This is a genomic window from Actinoplanes sp. ATCC 53533, assembly GCF_003947245.1.
In genome coordinates, this window is the sequence record NZ_QHHV01000380.1 from 1 (window position 1) to 11,944 (window position 11,944).

The 11,944-nt window shown below is 68.1% G+C and carries 13 protein-coding genes; 10 read left to right on the top strand and 3 right to left on the bottom strand.

All coding sequences use genetic code 11. The features are described 5' to 3' along the window. A partial coding sequence (locus DMB66_RS57665) for a hypothetical protein (protein ID WP_199753263.1) occupies positions 1-366 on the bottom strand: 366 nt, incomplete at its 3' end. 83 nt (positions 367-449) lie between these two features. Further along, on the bottom strand, positions 450-1,205 hold the full coding sequence (locus DMB66_RS57670) for a hypothetical protein (RefSeq protein WP_125812435.1): 756 nt from the start codon (positions 1,203-1,205) through the stop codon (positions 450-452). A 672-nt stretch (positions 1,206-1,877) separates the two neighbouring features. Here DMB66_RS57670 and DMB66_RS57675 point away from each other — a divergent pair. The 10 genes from DMB66_RS57675 to DMB66_RS57725 all read left to right on the top strand — a co-directional run bounded on the left by DMB66_RS57675 (position 1,878) and on the right by DMB66_RS57725 (position 11,268). Beyond that, positions 1,878-2,672: an SAM-dependent methyltransferase gene (locus DMB66_RS57675; RefSeq protein ID WP_125812436.1), complete on the top strand. Its 795-nt coding sequence runs from the start codon at positions 1,878-1,880 to the stop codon at positions 2,670-2,672. Between the two features lie 216 nt (positions 2,673-2,888). Beyond that, positions 2,889-3,944 (top strand): hypothetical protein, encoded by a 1,056-nt coding sequence (locus DMB66_RS57680; RefSeq protein ID WP_125812437.1) that lies wholly within the window; start codon positions 2,889-2,891, stop codon positions 3,942-3,944. After that, positions 3,944-4,963, top strand: coding sequence for a thymidylate synthase (locus DMB66_RS57685; protein ID WP_233625580.1), 1,020 nt, complete (start codon positions 3,944-3,946; stop codon positions 4,961-4,963). The genes DMB66_RS57680 and DMB66_RS57685 overlap by 1 nt, the downstream gene beginning before the upstream one ends. Then, positions 4,960-5,487 (top strand): nucleoside-diphosphate kinase, encoded by a 528-nt coding sequence (locus DMB66_RS57690; RefSeq protein ID WP_125812439.1) that lies wholly within the window; start codon positions 4,960-4,962, stop codon positions 5,485-5,487. The genes DMB66_RS57685 and DMB66_RS57690 overlap by 4 nt, the downstream gene beginning before the upstream one ends. Beyond that, complete coding sequence (locus tag DMB66_RS57695) at positions 5,484-6,737, top strand: hypothetical protein (protein ID WP_125812440.1); 1,254 nt, start codon at positions 5,484-5,486, stop codon at positions 6,735-6,737. Before DMB66_RS57690 ends, DMB66_RS57695 begins: the two co-directional genes overlap by 4 nt. Before the next feature lie 22 nt (positions 6,738-6,759). After that, the gene (locus tag DMB66_RS63295) at positions 6,760-7,431 is read left to right on the top strand and encodes a 3'-5' exonuclease (RefSeq protein WP_233625581.1); all 672 of its coding nucleotides are present in this window, start codon (positions 6,760-6,762) and stop codon (positions 7,429-7,431) included. Between the two features lie 41 nt (positions 7,432-7,472). Beyond that, positions 7,473-8,288 carry an aldo/keto reductase gene (locus tag DMB66_RS57710; protein ID WP_125812441.1) on the top strand — a complete coding sequence of 272 codons (816 nt, stop codon included), beginning with the start codon at positions 7,473-7,475 and terminating at the stop codon, positions 8,286-8,288. 12 nt (positions 8,289-8,300) lie between these two features. Continuing rightward, positions 8,301-8,681 carry a hypothetical protein gene (locus tag DMB66_RS57715; RefSeq protein ID WP_125812442.1) on the top strand — a complete coding sequence of 127 codons (381 nt, stop codon included), beginning with the start codon at positions 8,301-8,303 and terminating at the stop codon, positions 8,679-8,681. Positions 8,682-9,282: 601 nt separating this feature from the next. Then, a complete protein-coding gene (locus DMB66_RS57720) occupies positions 9,283-10,677 on the top strand; it encodes a hypothetical protein (RefSeq protein WP_125812443.1) in 1,395 nt (464 codons plus the stop codon). A gap of 228 nt (positions 10,678-10,905) precedes the next feature. Then, complete coding sequence (locus DMB66_RS57725) at positions 10,906-11,268, top strand: FkbM family methyltransferase (protein WP_125812444.1); 363 nt, start codon at positions 10,906-10,908, stop codon at positions 11,266-11,268. 67 nt (positions 11,269-11,335) lie between these two features. Here the strand turns inward: DMB66_RS57725 and DMB66_RS57730 are convergent, their stop codons facing one another. Continuing rightward, entirely contained in the window at positions 11,336-11,815 is a 480-nt protein-coding gene (locus DMB66_RS57730) for an ATP-binding protein (protein WP_199753264.1), read from the bottom strand. Positions 11,816-11,944: the final 129 nt, after the last annotated feature.

Consider the following 11,944-nt stretch of genomic DNA (forward strand, 5'->3'; position numbering starts at 1 on the left):
CACAGTTTTCGACAGTGGCGACTCGGCCAGATCAGCGAAGATGACGGCGCGGTCGGCGGCCAGCCGACTTCCCTTGTGCGCGCCGGCCTTGTTAAGGGTCTCGCTGGCGAGGGTGTAGCAGGCGGTGAGCTGGACATACGCGGCCGGGCTGGGCGAGGCGGCGTTGGCGGTGGCAAGCAGGTCGGGCATCGCGTCGAGGAGCTGGACCAGTTGCCCAGCGTCGAACAGTTCGCGGGCTCGCCGGTATTGCTCTGCAGCACCGATGTGCTGGACGGCCGTCGTGGGGTCGGTCGGCACGGCGAGCGAGTGGTTGAGCTGGGCGAGTATGCCTGCCGGTACGGTGGCCAGCACAGTGCGTCGGCGCATCGAATCGTCCCCTTGGTCGCCGGTGGCTCCGGTCACCTTAACCGGGCTGGCAGGGCGGTGCTCGGCAGCGCGCCGAGCCCGTCTCAGGGGTTGTCGGCGAGCTGCTGCGCCCGCCGGAGGTTGAGCAGGCGGGCTTCGTACTGCAGGTCGTCGGTGTCGGTCAGCTCCACAACCGTGCGGTAGGAGCCGAGCGCCGCCGTGATGTCCTCGAATCCCGGATTGACCTCGTCCCGAGTCACAAGCATCGGGCCCAGCAGCAGATGCGCCCGCCTGACGACATCGCGGTCGTCCGGTGCTACGGAGATCGCCTGTTGGGCCAGGCCGATCGCGGTATTCAGATCCTCAAGCACGCCCTGGGGCTCGTCAAACCCGTAGCGCGCGTCCAGTGCGGCGGCGAGGTCGAGCAGCCGCGTCGGGAAGTTCGGCACGTCGGGGCCGGCCAGGTCGACCAGGCGGCGGAAGGCGTGCACGAACGTGTCCGCAAGCCCTCGGCTCGGGGCACGCCGCCACGCGGCTCGGACAGCCGAGGCATGACCCTGCATCGCAGGCAACAGCGCCGTGCCGAAGTCGGTGGCCGCCCCGCGACCTATCGCGTCGGCGATCTCCTGGCGGGTCTGGGGTGCGGCGGCGCTGGGATCGATCACATAGCCGAGCACCTGCAGTGCGCCGCAGGCGTGCAGCTCCTCGACCGGATGGCCCAGGCCCATCGCCCGGATTCTGTGCACCAACGCGACGTCGTTGATGACGCGCGCATCCAGAGCGCCGGGCCCGGTGACCGCAGCGCGCAAAGTCTGATCGAGGACGTCGGATACGTCAGCCAGTACGGCATCGGTCAGCATCGGATCAGCGTTCTCATGCTGAACAGCGCGCCGTATCCGCTCGCGCAGCCGCCCGACTGCTGGCGACGCGCTATCGGAGTTGTGTCTGCGTGCGTTTCGCCAGGCGGCCATTCACCTGGTCATACCGGAGCTCGCGGCAGCTGTCCACCCCGGCCGGCCACGTCGTCCCGCCTCGCCTGCCCTCGACGAAAGACGTCCGCGGTGACCGCCAAACAGCGGCGCTGGTAGACGCCCCCCGCCGTGACCTGGTGATCCGGCAGGAACCAATGCCAACGTGCGCTGAGGGCAACCCGGTTGGACCACCAGTGACAATCGCGCCAAGCCCGGCCTCGGAGGTGGAGCCCAGCGGTCCCAGCCCTCGCCGTGCAACAGGAAAAGGTTCGCAGGACTTCCGGCCAGGCCGGCAGCGATGTCCGGTTGGGCACGAAACGGCCGGAACGGTCGCATGGCGGTGGTGGCACGGTCGCGGACTCGTCCGGATTCCATGCCCTCGGCGCCGTCGAGAACGTCAAGTGATCGAGCGCGCCGTGTCAGCAGTTTGTCGGAACTCGATGCCAGTGCTGTCCGACAACGATGGCCGGAGGTTTGGATTGCAGGCATGGAGCCTCGTCAAGGCGACGGCGGTCTGCGCTTGCACCGCTGTAAGGCCTTGGCCCGCCTGAATTGAAGGGCATGCATGTGACAAACAATGAGCTGGAAGTCGCCAAGCTGGACACCGGCGTTCCGCACACCGCGCGGATCTGGAACTACCTGCTCGGCGGTAAGGACAACTTCGCCGCTGACCGGGCGGTTGGCGAGCAGATTCTCGTTGGTCAGCCTGCACTCGCCGAGAACGCACGACTCAGCCGCGCCTTCCTCACCCGTGTGGTGCGTTACCTCGCTACCGAGGCGGGGGTGCGCCAGTTCCTTGACATCGGTACCGGTCTTCCCACCGCCGACAACACCCACGAGGTGGCTCAGGAGGCAGCTCCGGACAGCCGCATCGTCTACGTCGACAACGACCCGCTCGTCCTCTCGCACGCCCGTGCCCTGCTCACCAGTCGGCCTGAGGGAATGACGGCGTACATCGACGCCGACATGCGCGACACCAAACGGGTCCTGAGTGAGGCGAGGGGCACGCTGGACTTCACCGAGCCAGTCGCCGTGCTGTTCATGGGCGTCCTCGGGCACGTCAAGGACGATTCCGACGCACAGCTCATCGTCAAGACCGTCATGGACGGGATGCCGTCCGGCAGCTACCTGGCCATGTGTGACGGCACCGACAAGACGGACGAGGTCGTCGAGGCAGCCCGGATCTGGAACATGTCCGCTGTCCCGCAGTACCACCTGCGCAGCGAGGCGCGCCTCGCCCAGTTCTTCGACGGTTTGGAATTCGTCGAGCCCGGACTGGTCTCAGTGACCAATTGGCGGCCGGCCGCCAAGGTCCACGAGATCGATCAGTACGGCGCCGTTGGCCGCAAGCCGTAGTGCGGGGGAAAGCCAGGCTCAGCGGCGATCGCGGCGTTTCGACCGGGGTTGTCTGGGGTGATCCCTGCAGCGGGTAGTACCTCGGCTCCGGCTGGACTGCGACTGTGCTGCTCATCCCAGACGAGGAGACAGATGAACCTTGAGGATCAGTCGACAAGCACCTGTCGCGAAGCGGAATCGGCGTCGCCCAACCTCGTCACATCCACAGCCCCGCGGATGCGAATCGGGTACAGCTTCTGGGGCTTTCTCACCGACGGCGTGCTGGACACCCCGGACGGAGGCCGCAGCTACCGGGGTTCTGTCATCGACGCGTTCCAGAAGGCCGGTCACCGGGTTGTGTTCGTCCAGGCCAACCGTGACTTGATCGAGGCTGGCGCCGACCTGCCCGGCATTTACCGGTTCGACGATGGACTGCCCGAGCTCGACGCGATCATCTACGAGTGGCGGTGGCCGCTGCCCGGACGTAACACCACCGCGTGCGGGTTGCCAGGGCATACGTGCGACCTGCACCGTCAGCAGCAGTTGCTCGACCACTACACCTACGGGCGCCGACTCCCGACGATCATCTGGGATCAGGACCGGCAACTGCCGGCCGGTGATCTGCTGCGGACCTGCCCGAACGTGCGCGTCGCTGACTACGCCGTGCACCCCGGCCCCGGCGCGATCACCGTGACCTGTCCGATCCCTGATCACCTGCTCGACACCGCCGACCCGGACCAGCTCGCCCGCCTGCCTCGGCCTTTGCCCCTGGTGTACGTCGGCAACCAGTATGACCGCGACGACGCGTTCGGCCGCTGGTTCGCGCCCGCCGCCGCACAGGTGACCCACCGAGTCGCTGGGAAATGGACGAACACGAGCGCGTGGCCACACGTGCAGTTCACCGGCCGGGTCGGGTTCGCCGACGTCGCCACCCTGCACTCGCAGGCGCTGACCACCGTGCTGCTGATGCCCGAGCGGTACCGCACGGTCGGCGCATTCGGCTCGCGGCTGTTCGAATCAGTCACCTGCGGCTGCCTGCCGCTGACCCCGGCCGACGTGACCGGCGCTGACGCGTTCACCCCACCCGAGCTGCGCGTCCGCGCCGCGGACGAGGTCGTCGACCGCATCCGCTGGATCGCCGGTATCGCTGGCACCGACGAGCACGCCGCCCTGATCCGCGCGTGCCTGGACCTGCTTAACCCCTACCGCGCGTCGCGGCAGGCAGCCGTACTGATCGCCGCCTTGCACGATCTCGCCGGCGTCGACCGGCCCGTCCCCTCCCGGAGTCGCTGATGCTCACCCCTACCGAGTTCGACTCGTTCACCGACGCGTACGTCGGGGTGCTGCGCCGCATTCTCGACGATCCTGACTACGAGACATGCGGGCGCGGCAAGGACGGCATCGAGGTGCCGAACATCAGCTTCCGGCTCACCGACCCGACCCGTCGGACCCCGTTCCTGGCCGCCCGCAAGACCAACATCGTGTTCAACTATGCCGAGCTGCTGTGGTACGTGTCCGGCCGCGATGACGTCGCGATGATCAGCTACTACGCGCCGCGACTGGCGAAGCTGTCAGCCGACGGGACGATCCTCACCGGCACGGCGTACGGGCCCCGCTTGTTCGGCCTCGACGGCGATGACGGCCTGTCCCAGTTCGACCGGTGCATCCGGGTGCTGCGCCAGGATCCGGACAGCAAACGCGCCGCGATGGTCATCATGCGCCCGCACGAGCCGATCGGCCCGGACAATCCGGATGTCGCCTGCACTCTCGGGCTGCAGTTCATGCTCCGCGGCGGCCGGCTGCACGCGACCGGATACATGCGCGGCAACGACGCGGTCATCGGCCTGCTGTGCGACACGTTCTCCTTCACCATGATCCAGGAACTCGCCGCCCGAAAGCTGGGCGTCGAGCTGGGCAGCTACACCCACCACGTCGGGTCGATGCACATCAACGTCCTCGACCGGGACAAGGTCACCGCGATCCTCACCGAAGCCGACACCACACCCGCGCCGCAGTTCCCCAGCCCGGCGATACCCGGGCTCAACACCGCCGAGCTGGAGCTGCTGATGGCGTGGGAGACCGCGCTGCGCACCGGGACCGGCGAACTGACCGCCGAGGCCGCCGCCGGCCTGCCACTGCCCGACTACTGGCGTCAGGTTCTCCTGCTCTTCGACGCCTACCATCAGATCCAGGCCGGCCACCGCGTCAACGACGACACCGCGAGCGCGTTGACGGCCGCCCACCGGTGGCTGCTCGCTCAGCGCTGGCCCGGCCGGATCACCGCCGGTGAACCAGCGGCCCAGCCGTCATGACCGGCAGTCCGCGAGACATCGACTGGCGGTTCTGGACGGTCATTCTCCTCAAACCCGACTGCTTGGCCCGGAACCTGCTCAGCCCGGTCCTGGCGATGGTCGAGCACCACCTGTCGGTCCTGCACGTCACCAAGGTCTTCCCGACCGAGGCACAGATCTTCACCCACTACGCCGACATGCTGCCCCGCTCGGCCGAACTCGGCCGCGACGTCGCCGCCGAACTGCGCCGCATCTACCTCGGCCACCAGGCGGCGGTCGCGCTCGGCTACGGCCCGGACGCGGCGGCCCGGCTGCGGGCACTACTCGGACCGACCGACCCGGCCGCCGCCGGCCCCGACACCATCCGCGGCCGGTACGCCGCCGACAGCCTCGCCGAGGCGACCGCGGACAGCCGGCTGATCGACAACCTCATCCACAGCTCGGACACCACCGACGCCGTCTCCGCCGACTTCGACACCTGGTACGGGTCCGACAACCGGCACCTCTTGCGCGTCCTCGCCCCCGCGAACGGAGAGCACCGATGATCGCCGTCCCCACAGCCCTCGGATTCGCCCCCGGCCCCCGCACGCTGCGCCTCATGCCGCCCGATGAGCAGGCAAAGCTCGACCCGTACATCGCGCAGATCATCGGCAACCGCAAGAGCGGCCTGTCGCTCAACCACATCGTCGGCTGCACCCTCAACTGTGGCTACTGCGTGCGGCACTTCTGGGGCAACTTCGACATGAAGGTCCCGCAACTGCTCGTCGCGACTGAACAGGCGATCGAGCAGTTGATCAGCCACCCGATGTTCCAGCCGCACACCACCCCGTTGCAGATCTTCAACAAGGCCACCGATCCGTTCCTGCCCGGCGTCAAGCCGCACCTGTTCCAGGTCCTCGCCGCTCTCGACGAGCGCGGCTTCACGAACCACATGCTGGTCATCACCCGGTTCAAAGTCACCGCCGACGACATGGCCTTCCTGGAGAGCCTGAGGCACCTGCGGGTGACCCTGCTGTTCACCTACTCGGGGATCACCGACGACCGGATAGAACCGATCTCCAAGAGCACCATGACCGTCACATCCATCCGGACCGCTGCGGCGAACCGGAAACGGACCGGGGTGATCCTGTACTGGCGGCCGATCACCCCCGGCTGGAACGACAGCCCGGAGACGATGGCGCACGTCCTCGACGTCGGCCGTGACGTCGACGCCCTGGTGTTCACCGGCCTCTACCACAAGCAGGAGAACGCCGAATTCCTGGAAGGGCTCGACGTCACCGTCCCGTACACCGAGGACGAGTACCACCGCCGCAAGACGATGGCCGCTGACCTCGACGCCCGGGTCGTCGCCGCCTGGCGCAACTCCGGCAGCACCACACCGCTGTTCCGGAAGACCTCGTGCGGCGTCGCCTTCGCCCACGGCACTTTCGACTACAACGGTCACTGGGGCGTTCGAGACCTCTGCGACATCTGCCCGCTCGAGCAGCAGCAGCGATGCGCCGCCGCGTTGCGGCAACCCTCCGACAACGACATGCGCAGGGTGCTTGACCATTTCGGTTTCGACACCCCGTGGACGGTCGACGACGGCCATGTCTGGACGACCGGGCTGGGCGAGCAGCGCCGCTACGCGATCCAGCACGACCTCAACTACCAGATCTGGGACATCGAAACCCCGCACGTGCTCGGCGCGCACGGCCGGTCCCTGACCGGTCACGCACTCAACCCCGAGCAGACTGCCGACTTCGATCGGGTGAGGCAGCAGTTCGCTCTCGCGGCCCGCACCGAAGACGACTGACAGAGCCGGTACGGTGCAGTCGGTGACCCCTGCGAACCAGCCCTGGCATGCGGCGAACCTGGTCGCGCTCGACCTCGAGGGAAGCGGCGCCCACGAACGCGGCGACGAGCAGATCCTGGAGATCGCCGCGATCCGCCTCGTCGACGGCGAGCCCGACATGGCTACCGCTTACAGCAGCTGCCTCGACCCGGGCCGGGCCATCCCCGCGAAACCGTGGATCTCACCCGGCCTGTCAGGTCTGGCACTGCAAGGCCAGCCGACCCTCGCCAAGATCCGGGGCGACCTTCTCGCCCGACTGGCCGGAACCTACCTGGTCGGGCACAACATCGGCGTGGACTGGCGACTGCTGCACCGGCACCTACCCGACCTCACCATCACCGGCCTGATCGACACGCACCGCCTCGCGAAAGCTGTCCACCTGACCGGCAAGCTCGGCCTCACCGACCTACTCAGCCACCATCAACTGTCCGGCGCGGTCACCGCCGCAGCGCCGGACAGCCGCCCGCACCGCGCGCTGTGGGACACCACCGGCGCGGCGCTGCTACTGCCCACGCTGATCCGCCGGCACTTCACCAGCGATCCGACCCTCGCGCAACTGCTCGACGTCGCCGGCATCCCCACCGCACCGGCGGCCACGACACCACCGGCGAATCCGCAACCCGGCCCGGAGCCGCAGGGGACCTTGTTCGACTAGGCCCGCAGCGCTCGACGGCCCGGCATGAAAGGCATTCGGGCATGACAGCCACACCGCTAGCCACGGCCAATCCAACCTTCCAGATCAGCGGCGACCTCACCGTCCGCCGGCTCGGCTACGGCACGATGCAGCTCACCGGACCCGGCCACTGGGACCTGCCCGCCGACCCGGACAACGCCATCGCGGTGCTGCGCACGGCCGTCCACGAACTCGGCATCAACCACCTCGACACCGCCGACGCGTACGGCCCGCACACCGTCGAGACACTGATCCGCCAAGCGCTGCACCCGTACCCTGACGAACTCGTCATCGCGACCAAAGGCGGGCTGACCCGGCCCGGCCCCAACCTCTGGCGCCCATGCGGGCGGCCCGAGTACCTGAAACAGTGCGCTGAGCTGAGTCTGCGCCGCCTCGGTGCCGACTGCCTCGACCTCTACTACCTGCATCGCATCGACCCGCAGGTCCCGCTCGCCGACCAGCTGGGAGTCCTCGCCGACCTACGCCATGCCGGCAAGATCCGCCACATCGGCCTGTCGAAGGTCACCCTCGCCCACGTCGAACAGGCCCGCACGATCACCGACATCGCCGCCGTGCAAAACCAGCATCGGCTGACCACCACCGACCCGGTCCTGCCGTACTGCGAACAGCACGGCCTCGCCTACGTCGCCTACAAGCCGTTCGACGCCGGCGCTGACCTGCCCGACCCCGACAGCGACACCGGCGGCTCGGCCGAGATCGTGCGCACGCTGCTGGACCGGTCCCCGGTGATGCTGGTCATTCCCGGCACCGCCCGTCTCGACCACCTACGGGCCAATTGCACCGCCGACCAGCCCACGGGCCGCCAGCCGCAGAACTGAGGGAGACAGGTCGTGACCATCCCGGCATCGACCAGCGATACCACCTCCGGATCCGGTGAGAACCACGCGGACATCGACGGGCTGTTCGCGCTCCTCGTCTCTACCTCCCAGATGATCACCATCAGATACCCGAAAAGACACGGGGCCTTCGAACGAGTCGTCCACCTGGCTGAGGAGACCGGTGAGGTCGCTGAGCAGATCAACATCTGGGCGGGCACCGGCATCAAACGGCAAAAGCACGGCGAGTTCGACCCGCGGAACCTCGCCGTCGAACTGTCCGACGTCATGCGCGTGGCCGTAGGAATCGCCCTCGAGTTCGGCATCGTCGACTTGGTTGGTGACCAGATACGGGCCCGACACGCCCGCGCCCTTGAGGACACCAGCGACCAGTAAACGGACGTCCGCCGCCTGCCTTGGCGCGGTGAGGTTGCGCCGTCCCGGGCCCTAGCTTGCACTGATCGGCCCCACCGCTCGAGACCGACGCCAGCCGCTGCCCGATCTGCTCACCGGCCACGAGTTGACGAACGCCCGCATTACCAAGATCGGGTGGGTGATCGCAGGTGCCCGTTGGACCCGCATTCGGCGTGCGGGTACGCCATCACCCGCCGCAGGGAGGGCCGGAACCGACCATATGCTGTGGTTGGTCGGCTCGGCCAACTCGGCGGTCACCCGACGCGACGAAGGGACACACGCGTGCTCGATCAGACGGTCGGCTCCTGGCTAGAAGACCTTGCTTGGATGCGTCCGCCGCGGGCGGCGGTGCGGCGGCGGTGAACGCGTTGCCGCTGAGACAGCACGTCGTCCTCGTCCCGATAGGCATTGGCGATCGATGCGCGACAGGTCGACCGTCATCGGGCCCCTCCGCCGGCGGGCGAGCTCTTGGCGACCGTGCTGTACCGCCACGCACCGATGCCAGACCGCGTCGGCCGCCGGCAAGGGCGTGCCGGTGGTAAGCCTGGCAGAGCTTGCGTGGGAGGACTTACCCGCAGGCCCGTTGTCCGGAGCCGAGGCGACGATATGGAAGTCCCGCACCGGCACCCTGTTGCACGGCTCCCGCAACTGTGCAGCGCTGACCAGGTCGACGCCGACGGCGCAGTACCACCCGTTGGGATCCGCGGATACTCTTGGCACGCTCGACTGGCCAGACGAGCTTCATTGCCGAGTCGAGTTTCCCGACGCCGACCTTGAGCGCCATCACGCCGAGACGTATGTCGTGGCCGCCGACCGCTCGCGGGCGAACGCGGTGCTGCAGGCGCTGGGCGCAGCTGTTGGTGACGGGTACGGGTGGCCTCGTGACGACGAGGGGAAGTGGGACTGGCCGACCCTCGCCCGCCTTGCTGCCACGGTGGCGCCCGGGATCGCCCCTCACCGGGAACGCTTCCACGGACCGCAGGTGACCAGCGGTGCGCTGGTGCTGCTGCACAAGCAGACCCGAAAGGCACTGGAGGATGCCGCGGACCGCCTGTGCGCGGTGTTCAGCAACCGCGATTGGCGGCAGTCGGTCGCTGCGACGGGCCGCCATCAGCTTTATCGCGTCTGCGCGGCGCTGCTGATCGACAGCCAATATCATCACCGCGACGGTGGACCGTGGTGGAAACAGTTCCGTGAGGTCGGCTGGCGGGCAGCGTCATCAACAGTCCGCGCCTTCGACCCGGACGCCACGAACAGGCACCATGACTACATGGGAGTTGTCGCGGCGACCCTGTTCGCCGACGAACCTGCGGACGTTGGGCAAGCCGGTGCCGCCTTCGCGATGGACGTCCTGGAGCCACTGCGTGACGCATTACTGGGACACGGCCAGGAAAGCTGGACCTACCACCGGTTGCACTCCGTCGCTCAGGAGACGGTAGAGCCCTGGACCGACACGTTCACCCGGTGGCTTGAAGGTGCTCACTTCGGCTGGGGTGGCTTAGATGCCCAGATGCGGATTCGGTTGGTTGCCGGTGGGCGGGGGCCGCGGGTCTTGGCGGCAATCGCGGCGGCCGAGGCCGCCTGGCAGGCGTACCTCGACGGGCTCTCGGCCAACCCGGGTACACCGCACGTCGTGGTCCTGCGGGCGAACGGATCAGGTCCCTTCAACGCCGACTGGCTGCTCGCGGCGATGGTGCTGAGCCACCCCACGGTCCAGGTGTTGGACGACGCCGACACGACGGAACCGGCAGCCCCTTCGGTGCGCTGGTACGTGACCGCACTGCCCGAAATGGCCGTCGCCGTCCTCGATGAAGGCGCGGTGCTCGCCGCTGAACCGGTCGTCCACCCGGTCACCAACCAGGACCTCGCCGTGTTCGCAACGGCGATCAACCAGCTACCGTCGCAGGCCCTCGCCGGCGACTTGCGCAAGGCGATCCGCGACGCCGACGGCGCTCGGCGCAACAACGACCCGCAATGACCGGGGGAACGAGGCTAGCCCTCCCGGATCCGGCCGTTGCGGCGGACGTCTGCGCTGGCTGCCGGCTGCGTGGTGGCGACGATTCGCAACGCCCTCACCGGACCTCCGTTCAGAAAGGTCCGCTCGCGCCGTCCCAGACAACCACAACCCGGAGGATGGGTTAGCCGGTCGGCGCGGTCATGGGCCGGTTGCCGTTCTGCCGACCCCGCCAACCTCGGCAACACCACCATGGTCGCCCCCAGCGTCCCTGCCCACTCCTCATTCGAGACCGACGCCCGGCCGCTTCCCGCCCTGCTCACCGGCCACGAGCTCACGGATGCCCGCATCATCAAGATGGACGTCGAGGGCGGCGAAGCCGCGGCCATCACCGGCCTGGCCTCGCACCTGCACCGGCTCCACCCCGCCGCCGAACTGGCCATCGAGGTCAGCCCACGACTTCTGCGCAAGCAGGGCCACAGCGTCGATGGCGTCCTGCAACCCCTGCTCGCCCGTGGCTTCCACCCCTACCTGCTGGCCAACGACTACCGGGCCCGCGGCTACCCCGGCGTCCTCCAGCGGCCCAGGCCGCCCGTTCGGCTCCACCGGCCCTAACAGTGGCCTCAAGGATCCCAGCGACCTTGTGCTCTCCCGCACCGACGCCGACCATCTGCCGTAGCGATCATCGCGCGCCGTCGAAGCGCTCTTCGCCCTCACCGGACGGGGGCTCGAACCGGGCGATGAAGTCCTGCAAAGCCTCCGGGGTCACCCGCAACGCGTTGGCGTCTCCCCGCCGGTTGCGTTCCGCCAGCCGCCGCAACAGCTCATCCCGGCCCACGTCGAAGTAGATCAGTCGCCAGGCGCCGCCCGCCGCCTCGACCAGCTTCTTGACCTCATCCCGGTCCGTACGACGCCACAAGCCTGCGTCCAGCACTACGTCCAGGCCGGCAGCCACCAGCTCCACCAGCCGCCGGTAGACCGCCACGACGACCGGGGCTTCCTTCTCGGGATACTCCGATTCGTGGTAGTCGACCCCATAGCGGCCATGCTTGGCGAATACCAGTTCATCCACGCTGAGCCGGACAACCCCACGGGCCTCCAACCGGTGCGCGAACGTTGTCTTCCCCGAACCTGTCAACCCCACTAACAACCAGACCGTCACCGGACGCCTCACCTTCCATCGCCGCTGAACGGCTCCACATCACGCCATGCCCAGCACCGTTCGGGCCCGACACTCCCGCAGACGCATCATGCTCGCCCGACTCTTGAGCCGCTTCGTCCGGTACGCATC